Source organism: Luteitalea sp., assembly GCF_044337415.1.
Taxonomy (GTDB): domain Bacteria; phylum Acidobacteriota; class Vicinamibacteria; order Vicinamibacterales; family Vicinamibacteraceae; genus Luteitalea.
Window position 1 is genome coordinate 1 of sequence record NZ_JBIINP010000090.1, and the last position, 16,865, is coordinate 16,865.

At 69.2% G+C, this 16,865-nt stretch carries 14 protein-coding genes; 9 read left to right on the forward strand and 5 right to left on the reverse strand.

Features of this window, described 5'->3' with window-relative positions; translation table 11 throughout:
- The first annotated feature begins 333 nt into the window (after positions 1 to 333).
- From ACIRDX_RS13615 to ACIRDX_RS13625, 3 genes are all read left to right on the forward strand, one after another.
- The gene (locus ACIRDX_RS13615; protein WP_396625981.1) at positions 334 to 1,308 is read left to right on the forward strand and encodes an NAD(P)/FAD-dependent oxidoreductase; all 975 of its coding nucleotides are present in this window, start codon (positions 334 to 336) and stop codon (positions 1,306 to 1,308) included.
- Between the two features lie 79 nt (positions 1,309 to 1,387).
- On the forward strand, positions 1,388 to 2,374 hold the full coding sequence (locus ACIRDX_RS13620; protein ID WP_396625982.1) for a ligase-associated DNA damage response exonuclease: 987 nt from the start codon (positions 1,388 to 1,390) through the stop codon (positions 2,372 to 2,374).
- A gap of 2 nt (positions 2,375 to 2,376) precedes the next feature.
- Positions 2,377 to 3,966: an ATP-dependent DNA ligase gene (locus ACIRDX_RS13625; RefSeq protein WP_396625983.1), complete on the forward strand. Its 1,590-nt coding sequence runs from the start codon at positions 2,377 to 2,379 to the stop codon at positions 3,964 to 3,966.
- A gap of 177 nt (positions 3,967 to 4,143) precedes the next feature.
- Here ACIRDX_RS13625 and ACIRDX_RS13630 read toward each other — a convergent pair whose 3' ends face one another.
- Together ACIRDX_RS13630 and ACIRDX_RS13635 are read right to left on the reverse strand one after the other, a co-directional pair.
- Positions 4,144 to 4,728, reverse strand: a complete 585-nt coding sequence (locus ACIRDX_RS13630; RefSeq protein WP_396625984.1) for a YceI family protein — start codon at positions 4,726 to 4,728, stop codon at positions 4,144 to 4,146.
- 161 nt (positions 4,729 to 4,889) lie between these two features.
- A complete protein-coding gene (locus ACIRDX_RS13635) occupies positions 4,890 to 5,390 on the reverse strand; it encodes a GAF domain-containing protein (protein WP_396625985.1) in 501 nt (166 codons plus the stop codon).
- A 169-nt stretch (positions 5,391 to 5,559) separates the two neighbouring features.
- On the opposite strand from ACIRDX_RS13635, the gene ACIRDX_RS13640 reads away from it, so the two are divergent.
- Genes ACIRDX_RS13640 through ACIRDX_RS13655 form a run of 4 tightly spaced genes read left to right on the forward strand, consistent with a single transcriptional unit; the run spans position 5,560 to position 9,840 of the window.
- On the forward strand, positions 5,560 to 6,795 hold the full coding sequence (locus ACIRDX_RS13640) for an efflux RND transporter periplasmic adaptor subunit (protein ID WP_396625986.1): 1,236 nt from the start codon (positions 5,560 to 5,562) through the stop codon (positions 6,793 to 6,795).
- Positions 6,792 to 7,496 carry an ABC transporter ATP-binding protein gene (locus ACIRDX_RS13645; protein WP_396625987.1) on the forward strand — a complete coding sequence of 235 codons (705 nt, stop codon included), beginning with the start codon at positions 6,792 to 6,794 and terminating at the stop codon, positions 7,494 to 7,496. Before ACIRDX_RS13640 ends, ACIRDX_RS13645 begins: the two co-directional genes overlap by 4 nt.
- Positions 7,493 to 8,647: an ABC transporter permease gene (locus ACIRDX_RS13650; protein WP_396625988.1), complete on the forward strand. Its 1,155-nt coding sequence runs from the start codon at positions 7,493 to 7,495 to the stop codon at positions 8,645 to 8,647. The genes ACIRDX_RS13645 and ACIRDX_RS13650 overlap by 4 nt, the downstream gene beginning before the upstream one ends.
- 5 nt (positions 8,648 to 8,652) lie before the next feature.
- Positions 8,653 to 9,840, forward strand: a complete 1,188-nt coding sequence (locus tag ACIRDX_RS13655) for an ABC transporter permease (RefSeq protein WP_396625989.1) — start codon at positions 8,653 to 8,655, stop codon at positions 9,838 to 9,840.
- A gap of 195 nt (positions 9,841 to 10,035) precedes the next feature.
- Here ACIRDX_RS13655 and ACIRDX_RS13660 read toward each other — a convergent pair whose 3' ends face one another.
- On the reverse strand, positions 10,036 to 10,497 hold the full coding sequence (locus ACIRDX_RS13660) for a PaaI family thioesterase (protein ID WP_396625990.1): 462 nt from the start codon (positions 10,495 to 10,497) through the stop codon (positions 10,036 to 10,038).
- 238 nt (positions 10,498 to 10,735) lie between these two features.
- On the opposite strand from ACIRDX_RS13660, the gene ACIRDX_RS13665 reads away from it, so the two are divergent.
- Positions 10,736 to 11,875, forward strand: a complete 1,140-nt coding sequence (locus ACIRDX_RS13665) for a hypothetical protein (RefSeq protein WP_396625991.1) — start codon at positions 10,736 to 10,738, stop codon at positions 11,873 to 11,875.
- A gap of 124 nt (positions 11,876 to 11,999) precedes the next feature.
- Entirely contained in the window at positions 12,000 to 13,097 is a 1,098-nt protein-coding gene (locus ACIRDX_RS13670) for a YncE family protein (RefSeq protein ID WP_396625992.1), read from the forward strand.
- A 102-nt stretch (positions 13,098 to 13,199) separates the two neighbouring features.
- On the opposite strand, the gene ACIRDX_RS13675 is transcribed toward ACIRDX_RS13670, so the two are convergent.
- Together ACIRDX_RS13675 and ACIRDX_RS13680 are read right to left on the reverse strand one after the other, a co-directional pair.
- Complete coding sequence (locus ACIRDX_RS13675) at positions 13,200 to 13,811, reverse strand: PEP-CTERM sorting domain-containing protein (protein WP_396625993.1); 612 nt, start codon at positions 13,809 to 13,811, stop codon at positions 13,200 to 13,202.
- A gap of 328 nt (positions 13,812 to 14,139) precedes the next feature.
- A partial coding sequence (locus tag ACIRDX_RS13680; protein WP_396625994.1) for a hypothetical protein occupies positions 14,140 to 16,865 on the reverse strand: 2,726 nt, incomplete at its 5' end.

Here is a 16,865-nt window from a genome sequence, read left to right on the forward strand (position 1 = left end):
CTACGCCAATGCGGGTGGCCTCCAGTGGAGCGCGGGCGCCAATGCGCTCGGCACGTGCGTGCCGTAGGGGCCGGGTACCGGGTAACGGGTAGCGGGTAGCGGGTAGCGGGCGGCACACCCGCCTGCTGACTCGTCCCTTGACTCCTCGTCCCTCGTCCCGTGACGCCCTTGTGACTCCTCTCCTTGTCCCTCGTCACTTGACCTGCGGTCCCACCCGCCTGCGGCACCCCCGCCTGCTCACTCGTCCCTTGACTCCTCGTCCCTCGTCCCATGACGCTCTTGTGACTCCTCGCCTGTCCCTTGTCACTTGACCTGCTCCGTTACTCTGGATTGATGAGGATCGCGATCGTGGGCGCGGGGATGGCGGGGCTGTCGTGCGGCGTGCGGCTGCGTGATGCGGGCGTCGACGTGACGGTCGTGGACAAGGGGCGCGGGCCGGGCGGGCGGACGTCGACGCGACGCGCGGCGGTGCCCTTCGACCATGGCGCGCAGTACTTCACGGCACGCGACGGGGCATTCCAGGCGGCGGTCGTCGACTGGCTTTCGCGCGGCATCGTCGCCGAGTGGATGCCTCGGGTGGTGGCCTTCGATGGCGCAGACGACCCGCGTGCCGCATCGGACCTGCCGCGATTCGTGGGCGTGCCCGGCATGAACGCGCTCGCGATCGACATGGCGTCCCGCCTCGACGTCCGTACGGGCGTGACCGTGAGCGCGCTCTACCGTCGCACCGACGGCTGGCACCTCGCCACGGCGGCCGACGAGTCGATCGGCCCGTTCGATGCGGTGCTGCTCACGCCTCCGCCCCCGCAGACGGCCACGCTGCTGGCCGACCATCCGTTCGCCTCCGTGGTGCGCACGGCGGAGGTGGCGCCCTGCTGGGCCGTGATGACCTCGTGGGCCGACGCCGTTCCCGTCGCGTTCGACGCCGCCTTCGTGAACGAGGGCCCCCTGTCGTGGGTGGCGCGCGACGGCGGCAAGCCCGGACGCCCCCATCCGCACACGTGGGTGCTGCAGGCCTCTCCGGCATGGTCGATCGAACACCTCGAGCAGACACCGGACGAGGTGCTGCCAGCCATGCTGCAAGCCTTCGAGGCGCTGGTCCGGGCGCCGTTGCCCGCACTGGCGTTCTCGGCCGCGCACCGGTGGCGGTACGCGTCGGTGCCGCGACCGCTCGCCGAGACGCACCTGTGGGACGGCACGGCCGGGCTCGGCGTGGCCGGCGACTGGTGCGGCGGCCCCCGCGTCGAGGGCGCGTGGCTCAGCGGACGAGCGCTCGCAGACGCGCTCGTGAGGACGTCATCGCGGTAGGGCGGCGTGTCCCACGCCGCCGTCAGCAACGGCGCGGTCGGAGACCGCGCCCTACCCTGCAAGGCGGTAGCCTGTGTCCATGCTCGCCTCGACTCCTGCGGGTCTGCACTGTGCGGCAGGCGGGTTCCACGTCGATCCGGCCCTGCCGGTGGACCTCGCCATCGTCACGCACGCGCATGCCGACCACGCGCGCCCGGGCAGCGCGCGGTACGTCTGCGCCGAGGCGGGCCTGCCGATCCTGCGCCAGCGCCTCGGCCCTGATGCGGTGATCGACGCCTGGCCGTACGGCGACGCGCGTCGACTTGGCGACGTCGAGGTGTCGCTGCACCCGGCGGGGCACGTGGTGGGCTCGGCGCAGGTGCGCGTGCACGATGGGCGCGAAACGTGGGTCGTGTCGGGCGACTACAAGCGCCAGCCCGACCCCACGTGCGCGCCGTTCGAGATCGTGCCGTGCGACACCTTCGTCACCGAAGCGACGTTCGCGCTGCCCATCTACCGCTGGCCGGCGGTAGACGATGTGGTGGACGAGATTCGCGCGTGGCTCGCCGCCACGCACGCGGCCGGACGCCCGGCCATCCTCTTCGCGTACAGCCTCGGCAAGGCCCAGCGACTGCTCGCGCTGCTGGCCGACGCGCTCGAGGCCCCGGCGCTGGTCCACGGGGCAGTCGCCACGATGACGACGGCGTGCCGTGAGGCCGGCGTGACGCTGCCGGAGGTGGCACTCGTCGGCGAGGAGACGCGCGGCGCGGCAACGCGCGGTCGCGTGGTCATCGCCCCGCCCTCGGCCATGAACACGCCATGGCTGAAGCGATTTCCCGACGCGGCGACGGCCATGGTGTCGGGATGGATGCGCGTGCGGGGCACGCGGCGCTGGAAGGGCGTCGACCGCGGCTTCGTGCTCTCCGATCACGCCGACTGGCCGGCACTGCTCGAGACGATCGAGGCGACGGGCGCGCGGCGCGTGCTCGCCACGCATGGCTACGCCGACACGCTGGCTCGCGTGTGCGCGGAACGCGGCCTCGCGTCCGGCGTGGTCGAGGCGCACGTCGGCAGCGAGGAGGCCTGACCGTGCGTCGCTTCGCCGACCTCTACGCCACGCTCGATCGCACCTCGTCCACCAACGCCAAGGTGCAGGCGCTCGAGGGGTACTACCGTAGCGCGCCGCCGGAGGATGCCGCGTGGGCCGTGCACTTCCTCGCCGGACGACGACTGCTGCGCCTGCTCCCGACGAAGTTGTTGCGCGAGTGGGCGATGGCCCTTACAGGCGTGCCGCCGTGGCTGCTCGACGAGTCGTACGCCGCCGTCGGCGATCTGGCCGAGACGCTGGCGCTGCTGCTCGACGGCGTCCCGCACGACACCGCCGAGACCGACGTGCCGCTGCATGTGTGGATCGAGGAGCGCCTGGAGGGACTCCGCGCGCTCGGGCCCGAGGCGCAGCGAGACGCGGTCGTGCAGTGGTGGCGCGGCCTGCCGACCTTCGAGCGCTTCATCCTCAACAAGCTGCTCACCGGCGAGATGCGCGTGGGCGTGTCGCAGACACTCGTGGTGCGCGCGCTCGCGAACGTCGCCGGCACCGACACCGACGTGATGTCGCACCGCCTCATGGGCCAGTGGGCACCGTCGGCGGACGCGTTCCGTAGCCTCATGGCGCCGGAGGCGGGCAGCGACGAACCGTCGCGCCCGTACCCGTTCTGCCTGGCGTACCCGCTGGAGCAGGAGGTGAGCACACTCGGGGTACGCGACGAGTGGCAGGTGGAGTGGAAGTGGGACGGCATCCGCGCGCAGCTGATTCGGCGCGGCGGGCGCACGTTCCTGTGGTCGCGCGGCGAGGAGGTGATCACCGCACGATTCCCCGAGGTCGTGGCTGCCGCCGAGCGGCTTCCCGACGGCCACGTGCTCGACGGTGAAGTGCTGGCGTGGGATGGGGATCGTCCCCTGCCGTTCGCGCGGCTGCAGTTGCGCATCGGTCGACAGACGCTGACGCGTCAGGCCCTGGCCCAGGCGCCGGCGGCCTTCATGGCGTACGACCTGCTCGAGCACGAGGGCGCCGACATCCGCGCCCTCCCGTTGCGCGAACGCCGTGCGCGCCTCGAGGCTACGCTGGCGTCCCACGCGCCCGCGTTGAAGGTGTCAGCGCTCGTCGACGAGCAGGACTGGCCGGGCCTTGCCGCGTTGCGTGAGGAGGCCCGCACGCGTGGCGTCGAGGGCTACATGCTGAAGCGGCTGGATTCCGCCTACGGCACCGGGCGACGCAAGGGCGACTGGTGGAAGTGGAAGGTCGACCCGTTCTCGGTGGACGCGGTGCTGGTGTACGCGCAAGCCGGCAATGGCCGTCGCGCGACGCTCTTCACCGACTACACGTTCGCGCTGTGGAAGGACGGCGAGCTGGTGCCTGTCGCCAAGGCTTACTCGGGCCTGTCCAACGAGGAGATCGAGCAGGTGGACCGCTGGGTGCGCGCCCACACGCTCGAGAAGTTCGGCCCGGTCAGGCGCGTCGCGCCCGAACTGGTGTTCGAAATCGCCTTCGAGAACGTCCAGCGCTCGACCCGCCACAAGAGCGGCGTCGCCGTCCGCTTCCCCCGCATCGCCCGCTGGCGCCAGGACAAGGCGCCAGCGGATGCAGACGCCATCGAGCGCCTGCTGGCGCTCATTCAGTGATTCAGTAATTCAGCGATGCTGCGATGCTGACAATTTCAAGGGTGTCGGCTGCCCCAACATCGCCGCTGTCGCGGCTGGCACCAATGCCGCGTGCCGAGAATGTGGGCGACGTTGAGGGCCTCCGACATTCCGGCATCGCAGCATCGCAGCATTCTCATCAAGCAGTAACGCCCAGCGTTACTGCTTGATGAGCTCGAGCTCGAGCGTGATCTTCACTTCGTCGCTCACGACGTAGCCGCCGCCGTCCATACTGCGGCTCCAGCTCACGCCGTAGTCCTGACGGTTGATCGTCGTCGTCGCCGTGGCGCCGACGCGCTGCGCGTTCTGTACCGTGACGGGATCGGTCGGGCCGTCGACCTCGAGCACCACTTCCTTCGTCTTGCCGCGCATCGTCAGGTCGCCGATCAGCTTGAACTTGCCCTTGCCGACCGCTTCCGCGCGCTTGCTCTTGAAGGTGATCGTCGGGAAGCCCGCCGCGTCGAAGAAGTCGGGGCTCTTGAGGTGCGCGTCGCGCTTCTCGTTGTCGGTCGTGATCGTCGTCGCGTCGATGACCGCGTCGGCCTTCACGCCGGCGATGTTCTTGCCGTCGTACACGATGGCGCCCTCGAGCTTGCCGAAGCGGCCGTGCACGTTGCTCACCATCATGTGGCGCACCGTGAACGTGGCGCTCGAGTGCGCGCTGTCGATCTTCCAGGTCTGAGCCGCGGCGGGCGCGGCGAGGACGGCAACGGTGGCCGCGGCGAGGGCAAGGCGAGCAAGCATGGGGAACTCCTCAATCTGTGTCGGACGGCAGGAGGACGAAAAGTCACGTCCTGCGCGGTCCATGGGTGAACGAAGGCGTTTGGTCCGGCAAACCCGGGCCGTTCCTCGATCCTAGACGACGGCCGCCCGATGCGCGTTACAACACGCACCAGAGATACGTGTTATGACACAGATACCAGGTCCGTGCAAGCCACGAGCGTGCGCACGAACGCCTCGAACCCCTCCCGATCGGCCTCGGAGAAGCGCGCGAGCGACGGACTGTCGAGGTCCAGCACGCCCACCACACGCCCGTCGTGGCGGATTGGCACCACCAGCTCCGACCTCGACGCCCCGTCGCAGGCGATGTGCCCGGGGAAGGCGTGCACGTCGTCCACGAGCACCGACGCCTCACGCTCCACCGCCGTGCCGCACACGCCCCGGCCGACGGTGATGCGCACGCACGCCGGTTTGCCCTGGAAGGGGCCGAGCACCAACTCACTCTCGGACCGGCGGAGATAGAATCCGGCCCAATTCAGGTCAGGGGTGGTGTGCCAGATGAGCGCCGCGGCATTGGCCAGGTTGGCCACGAGGTCGCGTTCGTCGCCGAGCAGGGCCGCGAGCTGCGCGCGCAGTTGCTCGTGGAACGCCGACGGATCGCTGCTGAGCGTGGGGACGTGGAACATGCGTCCAGTCTGAGTCGGGTCGTCGGCCCTTGGGAAGTCGAAACTCCGCGGGAAGGCCGCCGCGGCGCTCACCGGGCCGACGCGCGCATTCGCCGATGAGTGCGAACGCCGCGCGCCGTCCATCGTCCATGACCGTGTCGACGCGCACCGGCGCGCCAGGAAACCCACCGTGACCGATCTCAGCACCGACCTCGCCTCCCTGAAGCTCGATCGCAGCGCCCGCCGAGGCTCGGGCGGACGGGGCCGGTGGTGGCTCGTGCTCCTGCTGCTCGTCGCCGCCGCGGCGGGCTGGTGGGCCTGGACGCGCCCGCGCCCGACCCCGGTCAAGGTGGCCGCCGTCGTCGCGCGACGCGCGGGGTCGCAGGGCGCCAGCGACGAGGCGGTCCTGAATGCGTCGGGCTACGTCACCGCGCGTCGGCGCGCCACCGTGTCGTCACGCATCACCGGCAAGGTCGTGTCGATCCACGTGGAGGAAGGCATGGCCGTGACGCAGGGACAGGTGCTGGCGCGACTCGACGACTCCACCGCCCGCGCGCTCCTGCAGCTGGCCGAGGCGCAACTGGCCTCGAGCCGCACGCAGCTGGCCGAGACCGAGGTCCGCATCCGCGAGGCCGAGGTCGCGCTCGGCCGCCAGCAGCGGCTCGCGAAGGACGGCCTGGCGCCTGCCGCCGACCTCGACACGGCCACGGCGCAGGTCGATGCGCTGCGGGCGCGGCTCCAGGCGGCGCGACAGGAGGTCGGCGTCGCCGAGCAGCAGGTCGCCGTCCGGCGCACCGATCTCGACGACACCATCATCCGCGCGCCGTTCAGCGGCAAGGCCGTCTCCAAGGACGCGCAGCCCGGCGAGATGATCTCGCCCGTCTCGGCCGGCGGCGGCTTCACCCGCACCGGCATCTGCACCATCGTCGACATGACCTCGCTCGAAATCGAGGTCGACGTCAACGAGAGCTACATCACGCGCGTGTCCGACGACCAGCCCGTGCGTGCGGTGCTCGACGCCTACCCCGACTGGCAGATCCCGGCGCACGTCATCACCACCGTGCCGACGGCCGATCGCCAGAAGGCCACCGTGCTCGTGCGTATCGGCTTCGACGCGCTCGACCAGCGCCTGCTGCCCGACATGGGCGTGAAGGTCACGTTCCTCAAGCCGGGCCAGGTCGTCGCCTCGACGACGCGCGAGGCGCCGTCGCTGTGGGTGCCCACGGCCGCCGTCCGCCGCGATGGGGCGAGCGCCTGGGTGCTCGTGGCCAGCCAGGGCCGCGTCGCGCGGCGCCCCGTGCAGGCCGGCCGCACCAGCGGCGCCGACACCGAGATCACCTCGGGACTCGTCGCCGGCGACCGCGTCGTCGTCGATCCTCCGGCCACCCTGACCGATGGCGCCGCCATCGAGGAGACCACGCCATGAACGCCCCCGCTCCCTCGTCCCCGCTCGTGAAGGTCCGCCAGCTGGAGAAGGCCTACCGGCGCGGCAGCGAACGCATCGCCGTGCTGCAGGGCGTCGATCTCGACATCGCCCCGGGCGAGTTCCTGGCGCTGATGGGGCCGTCGGGCTCGGGCAAGACCACCCTGCTCAACCTGCTCGGCGGGCTCGACCAGCCGACCGCCGGCAGCATCGAGGTCGGCGGCGAGCGGGTGGACCAACTCTCGTCGGCCGCGCTGGCGCGTTGGCGCGCCGAGCACGTCGGCTTCGTGTTCCAGCTCTACAACCTGCTGCCCGTGCTCACCGCGCAGCGCAACGTCGAGCTGCCGCTGCTGCTCACGCGCCTGTCGGGCGCCGAGCGTCGACGTCGCGCCGGCGTCGCGCTCTCGGTGGTGGGACTGGCCGATCGCGCGTCGCACTATCCGCGTCAGCTCTCCGGCGGCCAGGAGCAGCGCGTCGGCATCGCGCGGGCCATCGTCACCGATCCGACGCTGCTGCTGTGCGACGAACCGACCGGCGACCTCGACCGCAAGTCGGGCGACGAGATCCTCGCGCTGCTCAGCACGCTGAACCGGGAGCACGGCAAGACCATCGTGATGGTCACGCACGACCCCCACGCAGCCGCGTGCGCGACGCGCCTGGTGCATCTGGAGAAGGGCCTGCTGGTGCCGGAGGTGGCGGCGTGAAGTTCTTCCACCTGGTGTGGCGGGGCCTCTTGCGCCGCAAGCTCCGCACGCTGTTCACGGCGCTGTCGATCTTCATCGCGTTCCTGCTGTTCGGCGCGCTGATGGCCCTGCGCGTGGCCTTCGGCATGGGTGTCGACCTGGCTGGCCAGGACCGCCTCGTGATGATCCAGAAGGTGTCGTTCATCCAGCCGCTGCCCCTCGGCTACCTGAACCGCATTGCCGCCACGGACGGTGTGTCCGCCGTGACGCACTCGAGCTGGTTCGGCGGCGTCTACCAGGACCCGAAGAACTTCTTCGCGCAGTTCGCGGTCGATCCCGAGTCGTGGCTCGCCATGTACCCGGAGTACGTGCTGCCCGACGCCCAGAAGCAGGCCTGGTTCGGCAACCGCACCGGCGCCGTCGTCGGGCGCGCGCTGGCCGATCGCTTCGGCTGGAAGGTCGGCGACCGGGTGCCGCTCAAGGGCACCATCTGGCGCACGGCCGACGATGCGCCGTGGACGTTCACGATCGACGGCATCTACGAGGCCGGCACCAAGGGCACCGACACGACGCAGTTCTTCTTCCACTACGCGTACCTCAACGAGACACGCACGTTCGGCAAGGACCTCACGGGCTGGTACGTCGTGCGCGTGGCCGATCCCGCGCAGTCCGAGGACGTCGCGGCGCGCCTCGATGCGCTGTTCGCCAACTCGTCCTCGGAGACCAAGACGTCGACCGAGAAGGCGTTCGTGCAGGCCTTCGCCAAGCAGATCGGCGACATCGGCAGCATCCTGATGGCCATCCTCGGAGCCGTGCTGTTCACCATCCTGCTGGTCGCGGCCAACACGATGGCGCAGGCCGTGCGCGAGCGCACCAACGAGCTCGCGATCATGAAGACGCTCGGCTTCGGCGACGGCCAGTTGCTCGGGCTCGTGCTGATGGAGTCGGTGCTGCTCGCGGTGCTCGGCGGCGGCGCGGGCCTGCTGATGGCCTGGCTCATCACGCAGCGGGGCGACCCCACGGGTGGCCTGCTGCCGGCCTTCTTCCTGCCGACGCGCGACCTCGTGCTCGGCATCGTGCTGATCCTCGCGCTCGGCATCGCCGCGGGCCTGCTGCCCGCCTGGCAGGCCGGCCGCCTTCGCATCGTCGACGCGCTGCGGCGCCAGGGGTGAACGCCATGCAGGCACTCTCGCAGATCCTGGCCATCACGGCCGTCAACGTGCGCAGCATCCCGCAGCGCCTCGCCTCGTCCCTCGTCGCCATCGTCGGCATCGCCGGCGTCGTGGTGGTATTCGTCGCCGTGCTCTCGATCGCGCAGGGCTTCCGCGCCGCCATGACCACCGCCGGCGATCCGCGCACCGCCATCGTGATGCGCGCAGGCACGGACTCGGAGCTCTCGAGCATCCTGATGCGCGAGAACACGCAGCTCGTGAAGGACGCGCCAGGGCTGGCGCAGGGCCCCGATGGACCGGTGGCCTCGGCCGAGCTGTTCGTCATCGTCAACCATCCCAAGCGGTCGACCAACAGCGACGCGAACGTGCCGCTCCGCGGGGTGGAACCCGGTGCGTTCGCGGTGCGCCCGCGCCTGAAAATCGTCGAGGGCCGGAAGTTCGAGCCAGGCCGCAACGAGATCATCGTCGGCCGCGCGGCGGCCGGGCAGTTCACGGGGCTCGAGGTCGGCCGCGACGTCCGCTGGGGCGAGAACGTGTGGACGGTGGTCGGCATCTTCGAAGCCGACGGGGCGATCTCGGAATCGGAGATCTGGTGCGACGCCAAGGTCCTGCAGGGCGCGTATCGCCGCGGCGACTCGTTCCAGTCGGTCTACGTGCAGCTCGAACGCGAGGAGGGTCTCGAGGCGTTCAAGGCCGCGCTCGCCGCAGACCCTCGACTGAACGTGATGGCGCAGCGCGAAACCGACTACCTGGCCGACCAGTCGGTGGTGCTGCAGACGATCATCCGCACGGTCGGCTTCGTCATCGCCGGACTCATGGGGATCGGCGCGGTGTTCGGGGCCATCAACACGATGTACAACGCGGTGGCGAGCCGCACGCGCGAGATCGCCACCCTGCGTGCGCTCGGGTTCGGCGCGCTGTCGATCGTCTCGTCGGTCATGGCCGAGTCCGCCGTGCTGGCGCTACTCGGCGGCGTGGCGGGCGGGCTGCTCGCCTGGGGCGTGTTCGACGGCTACCGCACGTCGACGATGAACTTCCAGTCGTTCAGCCAGGTGGCGTTCGCGTTCCGGGTCACGCCGACGCTGCTGGTGCAGGGCCTCGTGTGCGCGCTCGTGATGGGCCTGCTCGGCGGCATCCTGCCGGCAATCCGCGCCGCGCGCATGCCGATCACGACCGCGCTGCGCGAACTGTAGCCGCTGCGCGGAAAGGAAAGAAGAGCAGAAGGGTAGAAGGTAAGAAGGCAAACCGGGAAGGTGGAAGAAGGACAAGGCAGAAGAGAGTCAAGAAGGCCAGGAAGCCTTCCCGACGTCGCTGCTTCGTTCTTCGGCGCTTCGCCCTTCCCGCTCTGCCTTCTTTCCTTCTGCCCTTCTACTCTTCTGCTCTTCGGCCTACCACCTGTGGTAGGCCGGGTGTCCGGGCTTCACGGCGACGAACACGCCGCGGCAAGTCGCGGTGATGCGGCACCCGGCCTCCAGCGTGCCCTCGACGACGCAGCGGTCGTCGTTGGCCTCCACCACGCGCGCCACCAGGCGCAGCGGCCCCGCGCTCGGCGTGGGGCGCTTCATGTCGATCGTGTAGGTCGCCGTCACGGTGCAGGGCGGCTGCGACAGTCCGTGCCGGCCCATCAGGTGCCAGGCGGCGGCCCAGTTGCAGTGGCAGTCGAGGATGCTGCCGATGATGCCGCCGTTGACCATCCCGGGGAACGCCTCGTGGTGCGATGCGGGCGTCCAGTCGGCCACGACCAGCTCGCCGTCGGCGAAGCTGCGCACATGAAGGCCCTGTGGATTGGCGGGCCCGCAGCCGTAACAGACGCTGTCGGGGGCATACTGCTCCTGCAGACACTGACTCACGCAGGAATCGTAGTCCTGCCGCCGCGCCAGGGTCGACTGGTCGAGGCGATCAGCCACGATCGCCGACCGCGCGAGGCATCCTCAGGCCAGCGCCCGTCACGTTCGGCCGCCCGCGTGCGACATATTGTGTAGTCGGCCTGCGCTCGCCGTTGGGCGCGTCGGCGACGCTGTTCTCGTGTCGGACACCGATCGCCAGGCGGCGTCATCGTCCCTGGCGTTTTCCTGGAGACCCTCCCGCATGTCGTCACGGATCCTTGTCGGCATCATCGTCGTTGGGCTCGTGAGCGCCCCCGCCGCGCTCGACGCCCAGTTCGGCGGCCTCCTGAAGAAGAAGGCCAACGAAATCCTGAAGGGGAAGCCACCCGCGCCTGCCGAGCCGGAACCGGCCCCCGCGCCAGCGCCAGCGCCCGCACCCGCCCCGGCCCCATCGGGCGGGACAACGAGTGCCGCGCCTGCGCCGACAGCGCCAGCCAGCACCAGCACGGCCCCCACGCGGACGACCACCCCGGCCGCGCCTGTCGATCCGCTGGACCTCCAGAACTTCCGCCTCGCCGACCAGGCCAACAACGTGCTGCGCAACGAGCGCCCCGATGAGCGGCCGGGCGTGCCGTACTTCGGGAAGGCCACCCATGCCGCCCTGAAGGCGCTCGACGATGCCGGACGCGTCGCGTTCGTGGAAAGCGCGGGCGCCGCCCTCAAGACCCTCGTGATGTCCGAGACGTTCGCCAGCGCGCATGCCGAGGCCATCAAGCAGCAGTACCGGGCGGTGGATCACGGGCTGAAGGTCATGTCTGTGGACCAGATTATGAAGGCGAAACAGTACGAGGCCCTCGAGGCCTACAACAAGCGCCAGCAGGCCGCCAACGTCGTGGAGAACGCCGAGAGGGAGAAGGGGTCCGAGATCAAGCGGATCATCCCCTTCCAGCTCGACGACTGGCGCAAGTCGGCGCAGACGGCGACTGGCAAGTACAAGGCGCGGTACGCGCGCATGGTCACGGAGGCCGAAGCCATCCTGGCGATGACCGACGAGGCCGCCATCCGCCGCCGCTATGCCCTGCTTCGGTCCATCGACATGGAGGGCCCGGACACCGAGGAGGCGCTCTACGCGCTGGCCGATCGGGGCCGCAAGGAAGAGGAGCAGATCGCCTGGGATACGCACAACCTGAAGGGCGTGCTGAAGCAGCAGCTCTCGGCGTTCGTCGCCCTGGTGCCGACCGTCGACTTCGCCGCGCAGACGGTGGACAAGAACGGCCGGCAGCTGTTCGTCAGTCCCGCGCACGAGAAGAAGGACAGCCTCTGGAAGGCGTGCTACCGTGCGGGCAAACCTGCGGTGACGGCGGCGCAGCAGTTCGCGCAGGCCTGGCTCAAGGAGCTGTAACGGGAAGGGAAGAAGGGTAGAAGAGTAGAAGGGAAGAAGGCAGGGCGGGAAGGGCGAAGGGAATAAGGGCGAAGGGGCGAAGAGGCAAGGGGCACGGGGCCAAGGACGACGGTAAGGTGATGGCATGAACCGACGCGACTTCATGGCCGCTGGCGCAGGCCTGGTGCTGGCGCCGCTGGCGACGCAGGCGAAGACTGCGCGTCGGTACCTGTACATCGCGCAGCCGGGCATCCGGAACTACCAGCAGTACGGCGGGGTCGGCGTGCTCGTGTACGACATCGACGCCGACTACGCCTTCGTGAAGCGCATTCCCACGTGGCCCATCGGGGCCGGCGGCCAGGTCGAGAACGTCAAGGGGGTGGCCGCCAGCGCGGCCACCGGCCGACTGTGGGTGACGACGATCACCCGGCTGCTGTGCATCGACATCGCGACCGACGCGGTGCTGTGGGATGTGGCGCCGTCGGGCGGCTGCGACCGCCTGTCGGCCTCGCCTGATGGCCGGACCCTGTACGTCCCCTCGTTCGAGGGCCCGCACTGGAACGTGATCGACGGCCTCACGGGCGAGACGCGCACGTCGATCGTGGTCAACTCCGGCGCGCACAACACGCTGTACGCACCCGACGGCAGGCACGTCTATCTCGCCGGCCTGAAGTCGCCGTACCTCAACGTGGCCGACACGGCGTCGCACACCGTCGCCAGCAAGGTCGGACCGTTCTCCGCCTCCATCCGGCCCTTCACGATCGACGCGGCGCGCCAGCGGTGCTACGTGAACGTCAACGACCGCCTCGGCTTCGAGGTCGGCGACCTGCGCACCGGCGCCGTGCTGCACCGCGTGGATGTGGCGGGCTACCTGAAGGGACCGGTCGCCCGGCATGGATGTCCCAGCCACGGTATCGGCATGACGCCGGATGGACGGGAGATCTGGCTGTGCGACGGGCACAACCTCGCGCTGCACGTGTTCGATGCCACGGTCTCGCCGCCGAAGCAGGTGACGAGCATCGCGGTACGGGACCAGCCAGGATGGGTGAGCTTCAGCCTCGACGGCCGACATGCCTGGCCATCCACCGGCGAGGTGGTCGAGGTCGAGACCAAGCGGATCGTGAAGCGGCTCGAGGACGAGACCGGCCGCCAGATCGGCAGCGAGAAGCTGCTGGAAGTGCAGTTCGGCGACGGCAAGCCTCTCGCCGCGGGCAACTCGTTCGGGGTCGGCGGGAAGAAATAGACGGTTCAAACGGGCACGAGGCAGAACGGAGAGGACGGTTGACCCGTCCACCGATCTGCCTCGTGCTTCCGTGTACCTACGGGCGTGCCCGTCGCGACCCGCTCAGCGGACGCGGCGACGACGCGCGAAGCCGAACCCGCCGAGGCCGATGCCCAGCAGGGCCACGGCGGCAGGCGCCGGCACGGGGTCGACCACCCTCGACAGCTGTCCCTGGCCGCCGTAGTCGTTGTTGTTCATCCAGCTGCAGGGCACTTCGTAGTAGCCGTTGCCGTTGGTGCCGCAGGTGAACCAGTTGCCCTCGGTCCCGAGGGTGAACTCGAGGCCATCCCCGAACATCAGCTCCAGCGACTGGCTGCCGCCGTTGGAGATGTTGCCGGACATGGAATAGAACTGGTGAGCGACGCCGATGGTCGACGACGACAGGCGCACCGGGAAGAGCCCGGGGACCACCGTATACGGCAACATGAGGTTCGACCCGCTGTACGAGAACGACACGAAGTTCTCGTCGGACAGGGCCGTGCCCTCCACATAGTCGGTGAGCTCCAACTCCGCCGTCACTTCGTACATCTGCGTGCCGGCCGCCGCCGCGCAGTCCTCGCAGTTCCCGGTGAACGACCACACGACGCTGGCGTCAGCCGGAACGGCGACGCTCAGTCCACCCATCACCACCGCCGCCGCGATGGCGCCCCTCACTGCTGTAGCAAATCGCATCATCGACGCTCTCTCCCTGCCAGACGGCCTACCTGCTGTATGCCCTCACCTGCGCCTGGAACCGATGCGATGATGAAGGACGGGACGGTAGGAAGTAAGCAAATTACACACCAATTGACGGTGCGCAAAACCCTTCGATTCCACTGAGGAAAGAGGGCTCCTCGTTGGGAAAGTCGCGGCAGATGGCCGCGTCAGGGCAGCCTTGAGTCTCCACGAACGCGGACTTGTAGACAGGTAGCACCGGTGGGGGCTGACAGCCAGGACGACAAAGGGCGGGAAGGGGTTGCCCCCCTCCCGCCCTGCCTTCTTTCCCTCTGCTTTTCTTCTCGTCCTAGAAGAAGTACTTCGCCACCAGCTGCACGACGCGCGGGTCGCCGATGGTGCTGATGATGGTGCCGAACGTCTGGCTCTGGATGTTGCGATCCGGCGGCCCGAAGTTCGGGTGGTTGAACACGTTGTACGCCTCGCCGCGCAGCAGGATGTACTGGCGGCCGAAGGTCACCAGGCGCTTGCTGAGCGAGAAGTCCGCGTTCCAGTAGCTGGGCGCGCGCGCCACGCCGACGCCGGCGTTGCCGAAGGTGCCGCGGGCCGCCGACTGGAAGGCCGCGCGGTTCAGCCACATGTCGATCGACTGGTTGGCCGGAACCGGATCGCCGATGAGGTCGGGCCAGGGCGTCGAGCGCGTCGCCTGCAGCGACGGGTTCGAGCCGTCCTGCACGGTGATCGGGTAGCCCGAGTGCGCGGTCACGGCGAAGCTCGCGTCCCAGCCGCCCACCACCCAGTCGAGGGCCTTGGACATGCCGGCGCCGACGGCACGATCGCGGCCAATCGGGATCTGGTAGCTGCCGGCCACCGACACGATGTGACGGGCGTCGAAGAACGCCGGGCCGTAGTTCATCTCGATGTCGTAGCTGTTGACCGGGTACGCGCCTTCGGCGGCCACGCCGCCCGACCCGTAGTAGCCCAGGTTGTTCGAGTTGGCGCGGCCGTACGTGTAGTTGGCCACGAAGTCGAGCCCGTGCCACATGCGCTGCTTGAAGGTGGTCTGCAGGGCGTGGTAGTCACTGCGGCCGCGCGAGGCGGTCGTGCTGATGTTGGTGATCAGCGGGTTGAACGCGAAGAGCGGACGACGCTGCTGGAGCGGCGCCCACGTGCTCGGGTCGCCGGTGCCCGGCAGCGGCTGGTTGCCCTCGATCGGCGTGACCAGGTTCTTCGACTTGTTGCCGACGTAGCCGATGTTGATCGACGAGCGCGAGCCGATCAGGTACTCCGCGAACGCGTTCCACTGCTGCGTGAACTGCGGCTTCAGGTTCGGATCCCACGCGCGCACCACGCCCGACGGACGGTCGAGCGCCTGCAGGCCCTGGAACCCGGTCGCGATCGTGCCGGCGCCGCTGGTGCGGTCGTAGTCGACCTGCGACTCGAAGAAGTACGGCGGGTTCAGCGGCAGGCGCAGGTTGGCGCCGGTGCCCTCCATGTACTGCGTGATGCCGTAGCCGCCGCGGAACACCCACTTGTCGCCGGCGCGGTACGCCGCGCCGATGCGCGGCTCCCAGCCGTTGTAGTAGGCATCGTAGAGCGCGCGGCTGTTGCCGTTCTGGCCGGCGAGCAACTGCTGGGCATTGGTCAGGTCGAAGTTCGCCTGCCGGTCGTCGACCTCGACGAGCGGCGAGGTGAAGCCCCAGCGCAGCCCCAGGTTCAGCGTCAGGTTGTCGGTGGCCTTGAAGTCGTCGGCGACGTACACCGCGATGCGGTCCTGCAGGTGCGTCCAGGCCTCCGACAGCGAGCCGCGGCCCTTGGTCGCCACCTGGTCGAGCAGGAAGTCGCCGAAGGCGGCATTCGAGAAGATGCCCGTGTAGGAGATGAACCCGAGCTGGCCGTTGTTGCCCGAGTAGTAGCGGTCCATCACGTAGTGGTTCCACGACCCGCCGAACTTCAGCGTGTGGCGGCCCTTCAGCCACGTCAGCCGCTCGTTGATCTGGAACACGCCGTTGTTGGTGTTGCTGGCGATGCCGATCGTGCCGATGTTGGCGATGTTGTTGCCGAGGGCGACCTGCGTGAGGCCGGGGATCGGCTGCTCACCGCCGATGCCGAGCTGGTTGTTCAGGGCGCCGAGCCCGCGCAGGTCGAGCGGCACGCTGTTGAACGAGTTGTCGTTGTAGCCGACGAGCAGGTCGTTGACGATGTTGGCGCCGAAGATGCGGTTCCAGTTGCCGGCGACGCTCCAGAACGGGTTCTCCGAGAGCGAGCCGTACAGGAGCGGCATGGCCGTCTCCTCGGTCTCGGCAAAGTGCGTCTGGCGCGAGTAGCGCACGTAGACCTTGTCGTTGGCCGACGCGTTCCAGTCGACCTTGGCGTCGTACTGGTTGGTGCGCTCCGACGACGCGGCCTTGCCCAGATAGTTGAGGCGGAAGTCCGACAGCGGCCGGCTCACGTTGGCGCGCGGGTACAGTGCCTCGTTGGCGAGCAGGTTGCGCGCGAACTGGCTGATCCGGTTGGCCGGAATCTGGTTGTTCGGGAACGGCTGCCCGGTCAGCGGATCGCGGACCACGATGTTGCTGGCCAGCAGGCTGCTCAGGTCGCCATTGCGCCACGCATCGGGGATCACCGTGGTGAACGCATCCGCGGGCGGGTTCTCCTGCCGGCCGCCCTGGTAGTCGGCAAAGAAGAACAGCTTGCCCTTGGCGATGGGGCCGCCGATGGTGCCGCCGAAGATGTCGCGCGTGAAACCGGCCTTGCGGCCGCCCGCTCGGTTGGTCGCCCAGGGCGTCGCCGCGAGTTCGTTGTCGCGCCAGTAGTAGAAGCCGTTGCCGCGAATCTGGTTGGTGCCCGACTTGAGCACCATGTTGATGATGGCGCCCGCGACGTTGCCCTGCTCGACCGAGTAGTTGTTGGTCTCGACGCTCACCTGCTCCACCGCATCCGGGCTGGGCTGGTAGGCGATGAGGTTGTCGATCGCGTCGTTCATGTCGACGCCGTCGAGCATGAAGTTGTTGGCCTGCTCGCGCTGCCCGTTGACGTACGGACGACCGCCGCCCGTGTTCTTCAGGCTGTTGA